General features: G+C 57.9%; 12 protein-coding genes. 10 read left to right on the top strand and 2 right to left on the bottom strand.

What is annotated here, in order from left to right; genetic code table 11:
* Positions 1-133: 133 nt before the first annotated feature.
* Positions 134-1,117 carry a class II fructose-bisphosphatase gene (gene glpX, locus HMPREF0178_RS02270; RefSeq protein WP_039958702.1) on the bottom strand — a complete coding sequence of 328 codons (984 nt, stop codon included), beginning with the start codon at positions 1,115-1,117 and terminating at the stop codon, positions 134-136.
* 181 nt (positions 1,118-1,298) lie between these two features.
* On the opposite strand from glpX, the gene hrpB reads away from it, so the two are divergent.
* The 8 genes from hrpB to HMPREF0178_RS02230 all read left to right on the top strand — a co-directional run bounded on the left by hrpB (position 1,299) and on the right by HMPREF0178_RS02230 (position 10,087).
* Positions 1,299-3,842 carry an ATP-dependent helicase HrpB gene (hrpB, locus tag HMPREF0178_RS02265; RefSeq protein ID WP_039958476.1) on the top strand — a complete coding sequence of 848 codons (2,544 nt, stop codon included), beginning with the start codon at positions 1,299-1,301 and terminating at the stop codon, positions 3,840-3,842.
* A 184-nt stretch (positions 3,843-4,026) separates the two neighbouring features.
* The gene (argS, locus tag HMPREF0178_RS02260; protein WP_009378667.1) at positions 4,027-5,682 is read left to right on the top strand and encodes an arginine--tRNA ligase; all 1,656 of its coding nucleotides are present in this window, start codon (positions 4,027-4,029) and stop codon (positions 5,680-5,682) included.
* 93 nt (positions 5,683-5,775) lie between these two features.
* Positions 5,776-6,471: an SPOR domain-containing protein gene (locus HMPREF0178_RS02255; protein WP_005026747.1), complete on the top strand. Its 696-nt coding sequence runs from the start codon at positions 5,776-5,778 to the stop codon at positions 6,469-6,471.
* 4 nt (positions 6,472-6,475) lie between these two features.
* A complete protein-coding gene (locus tag HMPREF0178_RS02250) occupies positions 6,476-7,273 on the top strand; it encodes an ABC transporter permease (RefSeq protein WP_039958474.1) in 798 nt (265 codons plus the stop codon).
* A gap of 9 nt (positions 7,274-7,282) precedes the next feature.
* Entirely contained in the window at positions 7,283-8,113 is an 831-nt protein-coding gene (locus HMPREF0178_RS02245; RefSeq protein ID WP_009378664.1) for an ABC transporter ATP-binding protein, read from the top strand.
* Between the two features lie 32 nt (positions 8,114-8,145).
* A complete protein-coding gene (gene mlaD, locus HMPREF0178_RS02240) occupies positions 8,146-8,589 on the top strand; it encodes an outer membrane lipid asymmetry maintenance protein MlaD (protein WP_005026753.1) in 444 nt (147 codons plus the stop codon).
* A gap of 2 nt (positions 8,590-8,591) precedes the next feature.
* Positions 8,592-9,221 (top strand): phospholipid-binding protein MlaC, encoded by a 630-nt coding sequence (locus tag HMPREF0178_RS02235; protein WP_009378662.1) that lies wholly within the window; start codon positions 8,592-8,594, stop codon positions 9,219-9,221.
* 11 nt (positions 9,222-9,232) lie between these two features.
* Positions 9,233-10,087, top strand: coding sequence for a VacJ family lipoprotein (locus HMPREF0178_RS02230; RefSeq protein WP_009378661.1), 855 nt, complete (start codon positions 9,233-9,235; stop codon positions 10,085-10,087).
* A gap of 91 nt (positions 10,088-10,178) precedes the next feature.
* Here HMPREF0178_RS02230 and glp read toward each other — a convergent pair whose 3' ends face one another.
* Complete coding sequence (glp, locus tag HMPREF0178_RS02225) at positions 10,179-11,483, bottom strand: gephyrin-like molybdotransferase Glp (RefSeq protein WP_009378660.1); 1,305 nt, start codon at positions 11,481-11,483, stop codon at positions 10,179-10,181.
* A gap of 366 nt (positions 11,484-11,849) precedes the next feature.
* On the opposite strand from glp, the gene HMPREF0178_RS02220 reads away from it, so the two are divergent.
* Both HMPREF0178_RS02220 and HMPREF0178_RS21880 read left to right on the top strand, forming a co-directional pair.
* Positions 11,850-13,562 carry a phage/plasmid primase, P4 family gene (locus HMPREF0178_RS02220; protein ID WP_009378659.1) on the top strand — a complete coding sequence of 571 codons (1,713 nt, stop codon included), beginning with the start codon at positions 11,850-11,852 and terminating at the stop codon, positions 13,560-13,562.
* A 213-nt stretch (positions 13,563-13,775) separates the two neighbouring features.
* Positions 13,776-15,105: hypothetical protein (locus HMPREF0178_RS21880; RefSeq protein WP_009378657.1), on the top strand; the 1,330-nt coding region annotated here is incomplete at its 3' end.

The raw sequence follows: 15,105 nt of genomic DNA, 5'->3' as shown, positions 1-15,105 counted from the left end.
AGAAGCAGCAGCCCGGCAAGGCCGAGGCGGAAAAAAAGAGCCATGTGTCACGTCGCTTGTTGAAGGGATGGGCGGCGTCCATTGTTGCGCCGGGACAAAAAGATAGAACCCCTCTGCCCCGGCGTATAGTATATTAATCGTATTTGATGGAACTGATCTGCATGAGCTTGTTCCAGTTGTGATGCGATTCGATGTAGCGCATCGTTCCGGTTTTGCTACGGATAATCATGGAATGCGTAACGGCTCCCTGTCCGGAGAACTGGACGCCGCGCAGGAACGTGCCGCCGGAGATGCCGGTGGCCGCAAAGAAGACGTCATCCCCCTGCACCAGCGTGTCGGCATCAAGGATCTGGGCAAGGTCGATGCCCGCTTCCTGAATGGCGGCTTTTTCCGCTTCGGACTGGGGATCGAGGCGGGCAAGCATGGCGCCCCCCGCGCCCTTGATGGCGCAGGCCGCCAACACGCCTTCAGGCGTGCCGCCGGTTCCCATCATGACGTCGACTTCGGAACGTTGATCCACGGACATCAGGGCACCGGCGACGTCGCCGTCGGTATGCAGCTGGATGCGCGCGCCCACGGCCCGGATTTCCTGAATGAGCTTTTGATGGCGGGGTTTATCGAGGACGAAGACCACAAGGTCGTTGGTATCCTTACCCAGCGCCTTGGCGATGAGGCGGAGATTGACGTGGACCGGCGCGTCCAGATCGATGACGTCACGGGCGGCTTGGCCGACAACCAGCTTTTGCATGTAGAAGCTGGGGCCGGGGTTGTACATGCTGCCTCCCGGAGCGGCCCCGACGACGGCAATGGCGTTGGGACGTCCATAAGCGAGCAGGTTGGTCCCCTCGACGGGGTCCACGGCGATATCAAGGGAAGGCCCATTGCCCATGCCGATGATTTCGCCGTTGTAGAGCATGGGCGCTTCGTCCTTTTCCCCTTCCCCAATGACGACTTTGCCCGCGATGGGCAGGGAGTTGAAGGACAGGCGCATGGCGTCCACGGCGGCGCCGTCTCCGGCGTTTTTATCGCCGCGCCCGAGCCAGCGCGCGGATGCCAGAGCGGCGGCTTCGGTGACACGGACAAGATCAAAGGCAAGGTTGCGCTCCGGCGCTTCCATAAGGGACATATCGCTCTCCAGAAAATATGAATGGTTCATGAACGCCCGGCCTCCGCCGATCCAGCGGCTCAGGCGGTATTGGGAACATAGATCAGGCGAAGCCGCTCTTCAAGAAAAAGCTCACCGCCCGACGGCTGGAAGGCACGCTTTCCGGGAGGGGGGATTCGTGCTAGAGAGGGGCATGTTCAATCATACCACAGAAGTCCTGCCCATTGAGCCCTTGCTCCCGGATCTGCTTGAAACATTGGGCAGCGGGACCCGATGTATACTTGAAGCGGCACCCGGCGCGGGTAAGACGACGCGGGTTCCCTTGGCATTGCTCCGGGCGGCATGGCTCGACGGCAAAGGCATCCTGATGCTGGAGCCCCGGCGCATGGCCGCCCGGAACGCGGCCCGGTACATGGCTTCTCTGCTTGGGGAAAAGGTCGGCCAGACCGTGGGGTATCGGGTGCGCTTGGATTCCCGGGTGAGTGCGTCTACCCGGATTACGGTGGTGACCGAAGGCGTCTTGACCCGGATGCTTCAGGACGATCCCGAGCTTCAGGGCGTCGGCTGCCTGATCTTTGACGAATTTCATGAGCGCAGCCTGAACGCCGATTTGGGGCTTGCCCTTGCGCTTGATTGCCAGCAGGGCCTGCGTGATGATCTGCGGTTGCTGATCATGTCGGCCACATTGGATTCCGGGCCGCTCCTCAAGCTGCTGCAACAGGATTTTTCCGGAGCGGTCCCTGTGCTGCGGAGCGAGGGGCGCGCGTGGCCCGTGGAGACGCACCATCTTCCGCTGCCCCGGGCTGACATTCCAATGGAAACATGGGTTGCGGACGCCGTCCGGCGCGCGCTGCGGGTGGAGAACGGCAGTATCCTCGTGTTCCTGCCGGGAACGGGTGAAATCCGAAAAGTTGAAGCGTTACTTCAAGACGTGCGATCGGATACCGTACATCTTTGTCCGCTGTACGGCGATCTGCCCGCAGCGGAGCAGGATGCCGCCATTGCGCCGGTTCAGGCTTCGGTACGGAAGATAGTGCTTGCGACGTCCATTGCGGAAACCAGTCTGACGATCGAAGGTGTGCGGGTAGTCATCGACTCCGGCTTGGCCCGCACAGTGCGTTTCGACGCGGGAACGGGCATGTCCCGGCTTGTCACGGAACGCGTATCCCTCGCCAGCGCCGAGCAGCGTAGGGGACGGGCAGGGCGGACGGAGCCGGGCGTATGTTACCGGCTGTGGCATCAAGGGGACGAAGCGGGAATGGCGGCTCATATCCGCCCGGAAATACTGGATGCCGACATGGCCCCGCTGTGCCTTGAGCTTGCCGTATGGGGGATCACCGCCCCTTCTTCCCTGCACTGGCTGGACGAGCCCCCGGTGGAAGCGGTCAATCAGGCCATTCCCTTGCTCCGCAGCCTGGAGGCAGTCGACGCGGCGGGGAGGGTGACCGCACGGGGAAGGGTTATGGCCCGTCTGCCCTTGCATCCGAGGCTTGCGCACATGGTTCTTGCAGCCAAAGCGTTTGGGCTTGGCAAGGCCGCCTGCCTGTTGGCGGCAATGGCTGATGAGCGTGATCCGCTGCGTCTGCGCGATGTGGATATCCGCCCGCGTCTGGCGTTGCTCGGACACGGTCAGGGTTCGCCCGCCGTTTTCCGCATTCGTGAGGCGGCTCGCCAGATAGGGCGGTTGGTTGATGCGGCGGACGAACCGTCGCACCGGACCCCCATGAGCATACCGGAAGAGGAACAAGCCGGTGTCTTGCTCGCCTTGGCGTATCCGGATCGCCTTGCCCAGAAACGGAGCCGGGGCAGTTATCGTATGGCCAACGGGCGCGGCGGCTTTCTGGACGATACGGACTCGTTGGCCGACGAGCCCGTGCTGGCTGTGGGGGCCGTCAACGGTGGCTCCGGCAATGTGCGCATCTGGCAGGCTGCGCCGCTTTCTCAGGAAACGGTTGCGGCATTGTACCAGACTCAGTTTACCAAGAACGAAGAGGTCGTGTGGGACAGCCGGGAACAGGCTGTAGCGGCGCGGAAGCGCGTGAGCTTCGGGGCATTCATTATAGAAGAAACCCCGTTGAGAAACGGTGGCGCGTCCCTTGCGGACCGGATGGCGCAAGCGGTGCTTTCGGGTATCCGGGAACTCGGGATGTCGTGTTTGCCGTGGACGGACGAGCTGTATCAATGGCGGCTGCGCGTCGAGCTGCTGCGGGCCGTGGATAAAAGTGGGGACTGGCCCGACGTTTCGGAAGAAGCGCTCTTAACGGAGCTAGAAGACTGGCTTGCCCCTTTTTTGCAAGGCATATCCCGACGTTCTCAGTTCTCGAAAATCGATCTGGCGGCGGCCCTTCATGCGTTGCTCCCGTGGCGCAAGCAGCGGGAGCTTGATGCGATGGCCCCCACTCATATGGAAGTCCCTTCAGGATCCTTTATCCGTCTGCTCTACGAGGCCTCGGCGGAAGGGATAGTGCCGGTTCTTGCGGTCAAGCTCCAAGAGATGTTTGGTATGCAGGAATCCCCCGCGATAGCTGAAGGGAAGGTTCCGGTTCTTGTCCACCTCCTGTCCCCTGCGGGAAGGCCCTTGCAGATCACCCGCGATCTCAAAGGATTTTGGAAGAATGGGTATCCAGCCGTCAGAGCGGAAATGCGGGGGCGGTATCCGAAGCACCCGTGGCCTGAAGATCCTTTTGCGGCCCTCCCCACACGGCTGACGAATCGGCGTCTCCAGAACAGATCATAGAGGGGAACTCTTTCGGCTTGTCCCGCAGGGCGGAGCTGTTTTTCGAAAAGGCTCCCCTTATTTTTCGCTGCCCGGCAAGGCCGCGGGCAGTCCCTGAGACAGCTTACTTTACTTTTGCGGGTGTTGCGGTAGAATAACCGCTTTACGTCTATCTTTATTAACCGTTCCGATTTCGAGGTATTACATGCGCGCCGAACAGCATCTTGAGGCTTCTTTCAGGGCTGTACTGAAAAATATGAACCTTCCCTGGCCGGATAAGGCCGTCATCGAACCTTCCAAAGATCCCAAGCACGGCGATCTGGCTTCCAACCTGGCGTTGGTATCCGCCAAGGCCGCAGGGATGCCGCCGCGCGAGCTGGCCGCAAAAATGGCCGAAGCCCTGCGGAATGAGGATGCTTCCTTGGCCTCCGTTGAAGTGGCTGGCCCCGGCTTTCTGAACGTGACGTTCAGCCCCGAGTTCTGGCGTGAAACGATCCGGCGCATTGATGATGCCGCCGATCGCTTTGGGCAGGCCACTGTTGGGAAAGGCTGCAAGGTACAGGTGGAGTACGTTTCGGCCAACCCCACCGGCCCTCTCCATATCGGTCATGGCCGGGGCGCGGCGGTGGGCGATACCTTGGCGCGCATCCTCCGTTTTGCCGGTTATGACGTCACGACGGAGTACTATATCAACGACGCTGGCCGCCAGATGCGGCTCCTTGGCCTTTCCATTTGGCTGCGTGCCAAGGAACTTGCCGGAATAGCTGTGGAATGGCCTGAAGATTACTATCGAGGGTCCTATATCATTGATATTGCGCGAGAGATGATGGACAAAGATCCAGGGCTGACCTCGCTTTCCGATGCGGAAGGGCAGGACAGGTGTTTTGCCTACGGTATGCAGACCATCCTCGACGGCATCAAGGAAGACTTGCGGGAATTCCGGGTTGAGCATCAGGTGTGGTTCTCCGAGCGCTCTCTTGTGGAGCACGGAGCTGTTGAAGAAACCTTTGAGCGCTTGAAGAAGGCTGGCCTTTCCTTTGAAAAGGACGGAGCCCTGTGGTTCCGTACGACGGATTTTGGTGACGACAAGGATCGCGTCCTGCGCAAGTCCGATGGCTCGCTGACCTACTTCGCTTCGGACATCGCCTATCATGACGATAAGTATCGCCGTGGGTTTGATCGCGTGGTCGATGTCTGGGGAGCGGACCATCATGGGTATGTCCCCCGCATGAAAGCGGCGGTTCAGGCCGTGGGCCGGAAGGCGGAAGATCTTGACGTCGTGCTCATCCAGCTTGTGAACCTGCTGGAGAACGGCACGCAGGTGGCCATGTCCACGCGCGCCGGGCAGTTCGAAACCTTGGCCGATGTGGTCAAGGAAGTGGGCGTGGACGCCGCGAGATTCATGTTCCTGTCCCGCAAGAGCGACAGCCATCTTGATTTCGACCTTGCCCTGGTGAAACAGCGTTCCATGGACAACCCGGTCTATTATGTCCAGTACGCCCATGCCCGTGTACGGTCCGTGTTGCGGAAGGCCGCCGAGGCGGGGCTGACGCTGCCCGAAAAGACGGATCTGGCGCTGCTGGCTCCCCTTTCCGAGGCGGAAGATTTGGCCCTCCTGCATTTTCTTGATCGGTTTGAAGATGTGGCCAAAGGCGCCGCACAGGCGCTGGCACCGCACCACATCAGCTATTATTTGATGGAACTCGCTGGGATGCTGCACAGCTACTATGCCAAACATCCCGTCCTTCAGGCTGGCGATCCTGAGTTGGCCTTGGCTCGTCTCGCGTTGCTCCGTTCCGTGGGGCAGGTGGTAAAAAATGGTCTTGAACTTCTTGGCGTAAGTGCTCCTGAAAGCATGTAGGGGGATCGCCTCGCTCTCAGCCGGACCCCGTCCCGTGGGGTCCGGCCTTCCGGTTCCCTCACTTGAGACGCCATTCAGACAGCAGGATAGAACATGTCTCTGATGCCATTTTCCAGTCGCTCTTCGTCGCGCTCATCCGGGGGCGGCGATGCTGGTGGCGAAAAAAAGTTGTCTAACCGGAAATACACGATCAGTTTGAGTTTTTCCGGCCTCATTACGAGCGGGATCATTACGATCATCGCCATCGGGTGGATTTTTGCCTTCGGAGTCATCGTCGGCAGGGGGTATAATCCCGAAAAGAAAATGCCCGAGCTGGCGCGCTTGTTGCCGCCGCCTGAAGGGCAGGACGCTCCGAAAGAAGCGAAAGGGATCTTGAAGCCTGAGGAACTGACGTTCATGACGGATCTCAAGCAGACGCAGCCCGCGGCCAATGCGGCTCCCAACAAGCCCGAAGCGAAGGCGGCGCACCCAACCGCTCAGCCCGTGGCCGCTGCGACGCCCAAACCGGAAGCCGCTTCTGCGGATAAGGCCAAGTACGACTTCGTCTTTCAGGCGGTGGCGTACAAGAGCAAAGACAGTGCCGACAAACTGCGCGAACGTATGGAAGGCGAAGGGTTGCGCACTCGTATGACCATTGAGAAGGACAACAAGGGACGTCCCAAATGGTTCCGCGTGCAGGTCCTCGTCCGTGGAACGGATGCGGATGCCTCGGCCGCCAAGCAGGTCCTCGTCAAAATGGGATTGAAGGATGCAACGCAGGTTTCGAAAAAGCCTGTTCGGGGTCGGTGAGCGAATGGATATCTTGTCTCGTTTTTTTGCTGTTCCGGGTGCGCTCTTCCTGCGTTGGATAGGTGCCCTTGGAGACGCCTTTTTGTTCCTGCTGGAGGGATTGCGGCAGATATTCATAGCTCCTAAGCTGTTCATCAAGGTCCTTCAGCAGTTGTATGTGATCGGCACGAAATCGTTGTTCGTCATTTGCCTGATTGCGCTGTTTACGGGAATGGTCCTTGGCTTGCAGGGATATTATGTCTTGGTGAAGTTTGGCTCGGTGGGGTTTTTGGGGGCCGCTGTTTCGTTGACGCTCATCCGGGAGCTTGGTCCCGTCCTGACGGCCATCATGGTCACGGGGCGTGCGGGCTCGTCCATGGCCGCTGAAATCGGCGTCATGCGCATCACGGATCAGATCGATGCGCTGGAAGTCATGGATATCCCCGGCATGGGGTATCTGGTCGCGCCCCGTTTTGTCGCTTCGTTGATAGCTTTTCCGCTTTTGACGGCCATTTTTGATGTGGTCGGGATCATCGGGGGCTACCTGACCGGCGTACTGCTGTTGGGCGTTAATGAAGGCGCCTATTTCCACGGCATAGAGAGCAGTGTCCTGATGCCCGACGTCACGGAAGGTTTTATCAAGTCGTTTGTGTTCGCGCTGCTGATAGCGTTGATCTGCTGCTATCAAGGATATAATGCGCACAGGCGGCGTGACGGCATGGGGCCCGAAGCGGTCGCCAATGCAACGACCTCCGCGGTTGTGATTTCGTGCGTGTTCGTTCTCGTGGCCGACTATGTGGTCACTTCGGCCATGCTGCGCTAGGAGGTTCAGGTGAAGGATCAGCATTCTTCTTGGGATATACGCCTCGAACACCTCCGAGTAGGCTACGGGACCCGCGTCGTCCTCGACGATATCAATGCGGTTTTGCCCGGAGGCAAGATCACGGTCATCCTTGGCGAGTCAGGATGCGGCAAGTCGACCTTGTTGCGGCACGTCATCGGGCTTTCGCGGCCCATGCAGGGGCATATCCTTTATGGGGGGCAAGATTTGTTCGCGCTCCCTGAACGCCAGTTCCGGCGGGTGCGGCGGCGCTTTGGCGTGCTGTTTCAGGATGGGGCCCTGCTCGGTTCGCTGACGCTCGCTGAGAATGTGGGATTGCCGCTGCATGAGCATACCCGTTTGCCCAAAGCGACTATCCGTTCTACCGTCCTGCGTATTCTGGATCTGGTAGGGCTTGCCGAGTTTGCCGATTATTATCCCAATGAATTGTCCGGCGGGATGAAGAAGCGCGGCGGATTGGCCCGCGCCATTGTCACGGAGCCGCCGTTGCTTTTTTGCGATGAGCCGACCTCAGGGCTCGATCCGATCAATTCGGCCCAAATGGATCAGCTGCTGTTGGATATGCGCAAGGCATACCCGGAAATGACCCTGATCGTGGTCAGCCATGATCTGGCGAGCGTGGCCCGCATTGCGGAACACGTGCTGGTCTTGCGTGACGGGCGCGTCGTTTTTTCGGGTTCGTATGAGGCGCTAAAGGCTTCTACGGATGAATATCTTCGGCGCTTCATGGACAGGAAGGCTGAAGAAAAAGCCAGTCGTGTCGCAACCACCGCGACGGATCCGGACGTTCGGGCCGCGCTGGATGCGTGGCTCGAAGGGTAAACGTTCTCATCAAGGACAAGGAAGGAACCCCCATGTCGTTTTCCAAAGAAGCCGCTGTTGGTTTTTTTGTTATGCTCGGACTGGTCTGTGTCGCTTACCTGACGGTAAAGCTTGGGCGCATGGAAGTTTTTCATTCCGAGGGATACGTTTTGACGGCCTCGTTCAATTCCGTATCCGGCTTGCGCCCCGGTGCGGAGGTCGAGATCGCCGGCGTTCGCGTCGGGCGGGTCAAGTCCATCCGGCTGGATGACAAACAGCCCCGTGCTGTTGTAGAATTGCAGCTAGGGGATAATGTGCATCTTACGGATGACGTGATCGCTTCGGTCAAAACCAGCGGGCTTATTGGCGATAAGTACATCAGTCTGGAGCCCGGCGGTTCTGGGGAACCGTTGAAGAACGGCGACGAAATTACGGACACCGAATCGGCGGTGGATATTGAAAGCCTCATCAGCAAGTATGTGTTTGGGAAGGTGTGATTATGATGCGTACAATCAGACATATGGTTTTGGCGTTGTGCAGTGTGTTTATCCTTTACGGTACCGTTCATGCCGCGGAATCTCCGCTCGCGGTTTTGCAGACGCAGATCGATCAGATTTTGAATGTGCTGAAGGAGCCCAATTATAAAGATCCGATTAAGCGGGTTCCGCTCCGTGCTCAAATCGAGAAATATGTTCATGAAATTTTTGATTTCAGTGAATTCTCCGCGCGCACGGTGGGCAGAAATTGGCCGAGTTTTTCCGATGCCCAGAAAGAACGGTTCGACAAGGCCTTTGCGAATCTCCTGCTCATAACCTACCTTGATAAAATTCAGGGATACAATGGGGAAAAGATCGAATATTCCGGTGAAGTCCTCTCGACAAAGGGTGATCGCGCCGAGATTCAGACCATCGTCACCCTGTCCGACGGCAAGCCCGTTCCGGTGGCGTACCGGATGATGTTGAAGAACGGAAAGTGGGTCGTGTATGATGTGCTGATCGAGAATGTCAGCCTGATCAAGAACTACCGTTCGCAGTTCCAGGATGTCTTGACGCGGGGGACTCCTGAACAGCTGATCGAAAGGGTTGAAGCCCGGGCCAGAGAGCTTCAGGCCCAATCCACCGTCAATTAACGGACTATTTCATGACTGCTGAGCAACGTTTTTTCCCAATCTGGAAGATGTGTCTGTGTGCCGCCGTTGTGTTGTCCCTGATGGGATGCGCGGCAAAGCATGGCGATAAGGCCGCCAACTCTCCTGATGTGCAGGCGGTTGAAACGGCGTCGTCGGTTGGAGCGGCTAGCGTGGCGGATTCCGATTCTGCCTTCGAGGATTACGATGATGAAGAATCTGAGGCCATTGCCGACCCCTTGGAAGGGTGGAACCGGTTCTGGTTCGGCTTCAATGACGTCCTCCTGTTGAAGGTCGTTAAGCCCGTCTACACGGGGTATACCTATATTACCCCGTCGCCTGTGCGGACCGGGCTCAGCAATGCTTTTCACAATATCCAGATGCCTATCCGTTTTCTGAACTGCGTGTTGCAGGGACGTTTCGGGGAAGCCTGGATTGAAGTCGGGCGTTTTGTCGTGAACACGACTGCCGGTTTCGGCGGTGTTTTCGATGTCGCCAAGCAGAGTAAGCCGCTCATCCCTGTGGATAATCGAGACGCTGATTTTGGCCAGACGCTCGGCGTATGGGGATTTGGCGAGGGGATTTATCTTGTATGGCCTGTCGTCGGGCCGAGTACGGTACGTGACACGGTAGGCCTTGCCGGGGACTGGACGACGTCCGCATTCTTCTGGATTTCGGAACCCATCGGTCCCCTTGAGTTTGAACCCGCGCTGGCGGCAAGCCTTGGCCTCCGCTTCAACGATATGGGGACGGTAATCAGCACATATGAATCGCTGAAAAAGAGTGCTGTGGAACCTTATATCGCGGCACGGGATGCCTACGTCAAATACCGCCGTGCCGGAATCATGGGCAACCGATTCCAATGGTAATTTGTCATTGAACAGTAAAAAAGCCCTCCTAGGAGGGCTTTTTTACTGCGGTGGGAAAACCTGCAAGACTACGTGAACTTTTTCAAGAAATTTAGCTTTCAAAAAGTAATACATCAACAGGTATTCCCGCCTCAAGGCCTTCTATCCGTGCGGGAATGCGTACCAGCCCTTCCGAATCCAGCAACGTCCGAAGGAGCCCCGACAGGCCGGGGACCGGGACGGCGCGCGGAAGGCCGTTCGCCTGATGTTCCAACCTCACGCGGATATAGTCTTCGCGTCCTTGGCGGGAAGCGATGTTGCGCGACAGTATGGCCTGACGCGAAGGCCAGAATGTCTGATCGAATGCGTGTCCGTATCGGAAATTCCCCTGCCCAAAAAACTGGGCCATGAGGGAATGCCCGGCAAGGTGGCGGAGAAAGGGAACCCCCAGAACGTGCATGACGACCTGCGCGGAGGCTACCTGCCCAGGAAGCCCCCAGACGAGTGTCTGGCCGCAGCGGGCCAATATCAACGGTTTGCCCGGACTGAGCGCAACGCCGTGGCAAAGGATTTCCGTGTCGCCCAAGGATTGCAGGGCTTCCAGCGTCAGATCCCGGACGCCTATGGAGCTTCCTCCGGACAGGAAGACGACATCCGCCGGAAGGCCGTTTTCTCCTGCCAGGGCAGCTTTGAGGGATGCCGTCAGCGGTCCGAGCCGATCCGGCGCGATGCCGAATGTGGAGACATCGGCAACCGGACGGAGCATGGCTGAAAGGGCGAGTGTGTTGACGTCGCGGATCTGGCCGGGACGTGGGTTTTGCTCAGGGGATACAAGTTCGTCGCCCGTGGAAAGGATGGAAACCCTCGGGCGCCTGATAACGGGAACCTCCGTGATGCCAAGAGCAGCCAAGAGCCCGATTTCTTGTGCGCGGAGTTTTGTTCCCCGCTCAAGGAGGGGGGTACCTTCTTGAGCATCATCCCCTTTTTGCATGACATATTCGCCTGGGGCGACGGAACGGCGCATTTCAATGACGCCAGCGCCGAACGGCTTGGTATGCTCGACCATAATGACGGCATCCGCTCCTTCGGGAAGGTAGCCACCCGTCACGATAGCAACACACTGTCCGGATTGGAGCGTGAAGTTGGGCGGTCGGTCGATGGCGATTTCCCCGACGCAGTCAAGCCACACAGGATTAGCCTCCGAAGCCCCGAAGAGATCGGAAGCTTGCACGGCATAGCCATCCATTCCCGAGCGGTTGGCTGGCGGTAAGGTTTCCGTGGCCATAATCGTTTCAGCCAGTATGGGGCCGCCGGAAAGCTTGTCCAGCCGTTTGCTTTCTTGAGGAAGGGGAGAAACGTCGAGTAGCCGGGAAATGACTTCCTCGACAGGAAGGACGTGGAGAAAATCCTTTTGCATATCCTTATCCTTTTGTTATGTATATTTATTTGTTATTAAAGAATATTTTTATATATATTTCTTGATAATAGCAGATTCTGCTAACTTATTTCTAACCCAAAATTCTTTTACTATCCTTGTAGATACTCTCTCCCCACATCCCCTCTCACAAAAAAAGCACGCCCACAAGAGTCCTTTGGGCAAAGTCTACAGCCGTTCCCTTTGCGGGTCCTTCCGGGCTGGCGAAGAAAACAACGGCGGTTCGACCCCATACTGTGGCCGCGACTTGCGAAATGAACTCCCCGAAATAACGAGATATTTTCTGGGGATGTTAGCTGCTGCCTAAAATGTTGGCATATTTATTTCAAATAAAATTAAGGTGCTATGATGAAAAAGAACAAATATGCCGGGCAGGTCAAAAAGCGGTGTGAGGCCGAAACGCTCAACGCCTCAGAGAAAAATATGCTTGCAAAGGTAGAGCAGGATCGGACGCTCCGCCAGTCGCTCTACCATCCCATAGGGGTGACGGCCCCCGACATCCCCGTGGATGAGCTGATCGCCTACCTGCAAGAGAACGGCATCGGTGACGCCAAGCTCTACAACAGATTGCACCGTGGTCTGATCGTTTACGTCAAGCATTGGGAGCGCTTCCTCGTCTGGAATGGACACCACTGGCGTGAGGATGACTGGAATGAAGCTCACCAAGCGATTGAGAATGTGTGTGAAAATTACTTGAAGGCCGCTGACGAAAAGCAGCGGGAAGTCGATTCGTTTTCCGATGAGGAAAAGGACTTGAGGAAAAAGGTACAGGGCATAGCCGACAAGGGATACCGCCGGGTGGATCGGCTCCGAAGCAAGACAGGACAGGATGATCTGCTGGTCATGACGCGGAGAACACGCCAGCCCCTGTTGATCATGCCGGACTTCATCGACAAGCAGTATTACTCCCTGCCTTGTCCGAACGGCGTTGTTGATCTTCGCACGGGAGATCTTCGGGATGGGCGCCCGGAGGATTACCTGCTGAATGCCTGCCTGACCGAGTACGCGCCGGACATGCTGGAGCTTGAAGACCCCTGCCCGGAGACGAACGCTTTTCTGCTCCGGAGCATGGACGGCAACCAGCGGCTTGTCGATTTCATCTGGCGGCTCCTCGGCTACGGCCTGATCCGCGACCGCAAGGAGCATGTGTTCATCATTTTTTGGGGCGAGCATGGGCGAAACGGCAAGGATACCCTGATCAAGCTGGTGACGCACGTCCTCGGCATGGCGCTGTCCGGCGACGTGCAGGTTGAAATGTTCCTCCAGCAGCAACAGGCGAAGAACAGTTCTTCTCCTACCCCGGACGTGCTGGCCCTGCGAGGTATGAGCATAGCGTGGATCAACGAGGCCGAGGACGGGCAGAAATTCGCCTTGGCGAAGCTCAAGAAGCTCACGGGCGGCGGCTTCATCACGGCCCGCGGCCTGATGGACAAGCAAATGACCTCGTGGCTCCAGACGCACCTCCCGATCATGACCACCAACGAACTGCCGAAGGCAAAGGCGGACGATGCCGCCTTCTGGAGCCGTGCCCACATCGTCAAATGGGGGTTGTCCTTCGTGGACGATCCGCAACAGCCGTGGGAGCGTCAGGCGGACAAGAACCTTGACGAGAAGATTCAGGCCGAGGCCAGGGGGGTGCTCGTCCGCATGGTGCAGGGGGCGATGGAGTACCTGCGCGACGGCCTGAAAGTTCCGCAGGAAGTCAAGGATTGGACGAAGGACCAGCGCGACACTTGGGACGACCTCGGGCAGTTCTTTCAGGAATGCTGTCAGCAGGAACAGCATCAGGACAATCCCGTCAAATACGCTCTGCGGGTGGCGGCAAGTGATCTGCATGATGCTTACTGCATCTGGTATGCCGAAAACAAAGACAAACGGTACAGCATTTCCGCCAAGGCGTTCGCGCAACTCCTGAATAAAAAAGACATTGACGTGGTCCGCAGCAACGGCACGTGGCGTCTCGGCATCGATCTGAAACCGGAGTGGAAGGACAGGATTGCACAACGCCGGGCGGAGGAAGAGGCCAAAAAGAAACGGAATCTGTCCGGAAATGTCCGCTGATCTTTGTCTGTAATATGCTGTAAAAGAATGACAAACGTACAAACGGACAGATGGACAGATAAGTACATACTCTTCCATGTGTAGCGCGCCCACCTGTGCGCATCACATATATAATTCTACATACATATCTGTCCATCTGTCCATTTTGATAAAATAATAAATAAAATAAGTAGATAACAAAATAAGACAACGGACAGATACGGACAGATTGCTATGAGCACCATGTTGGAACTGTATCGGCACCGTTTCGGTGCTGGCGTGAAAGCCCGAGGGAATGGCTGGAATGGCCCATGCCCGATTTGTGGTGGTGAAGTCGGCAAGTCCGACCGCTTCATGATCTGGCCCGACCGGGAAAGGGACCTTGGCTATACCTGCACCGAGAACCACATCCCCGGCGTGTTCTCGTGCCGGCGCTGCGGCAGGACCGGCGACAGCATCCGGTACATGATGGACATGGAGGGTATGAGCTTCCGTGAAGCCTGTGCCGAACTGGGCATCTCGGACATGCCTGTACGCCCCCGCCGCCGTCCCGCTCCGCTGGAACCGCAAGTGCGGGCGGCATGGCAGCCGTCCGTCAAGGAAGGGCCTTCGGAGAGGTGGCAAAACTACGCGGCGAAGTTGCTGGCCGAAGCCGAGGCCGAAATCTGGAATCATCCCGAGGCGCTCAACTGGCTGGCGAAGCGCGGCATCACGGAAGAGGTCATCCGGACGTACCGCCTCGGCTATCTGGCTGGCGAGAACGGCAAGCCCGGACGGTTCCGGGCGCGTTCCGTCCTCGGGCTTCCGCCGAAGCAGAGGAACGGCAAGGACCAGACATGGCTGTTCATCCCTCGCGGCATCGTGATCCCCACGTTCGAGGGTGGTGAGCTGATCAACCTGCGGATTCGCCGCCCGAGTCAGGACATAAAGGAGAGAGAGGACGGAACTCGCCCGGCGAAGTATCTGGAACTGTCCGGCTCCTGTTCCAAGCCCATGCTGCTGCTTCCAGAAGGCGGAAATCCCAATCTCCGGGCGTTCGTTGTCGTGGAGGGGGAACTGGACGCCATCCTCTGCCACCATGCGGCAGGTCGCCGGATAGGGGCCGTGGCTATTCGCTCCAACCAGACCAAGCCGGACACCGTGGCCCACGGGCAACTCAGGAATGCCGTCTGCATCCTGCTGGCCCTCGACTACGAAGACTCCGGGGCCGGGATTGTCGGGCTGGAGTGGTGGCTTTCCACGTATGCCGCCTGCCTGCGCTGGCCCACGCCGGAGGGCAAAGACCCCGGCAACGCCTTTGAGATGGGCGTGGACATCCGGGAGTGGCTGGACGGAGGCTTGCCTGAGACGATTTCGCTTATGCCGCAAGGCGTACAGTTGGACACATTGTCATCTGGTTCAGTTTCTTTGGGGGGGGAGGGGCGAAGCCCTGAAAGCCCGGCTTCTCTAAGAGAAAAGGAAGGGGGACCGGAAAGATGCACGACCAGCGTTGAACCTGCCGACGAGCGGCTGCTGGCCATACTGCCGAAATACCTGCGTCCAGAGGACGTGCCGGAAGACGTGC

The sequence above is a fragment of the Bilophila sp. 4_1_30 genome, assembly GCF_000224655.1.
Taxonomy (GTDB): Bacteria; Desulfobacterota; Desulfovibrionia; order Desulfovibrionales; family Desulfovibrionaceae; genus Bilophila; species Bilophila wadsworthia.
This window is presented reverse-complemented; position numbering and strand designations above follow the sequence as displayed.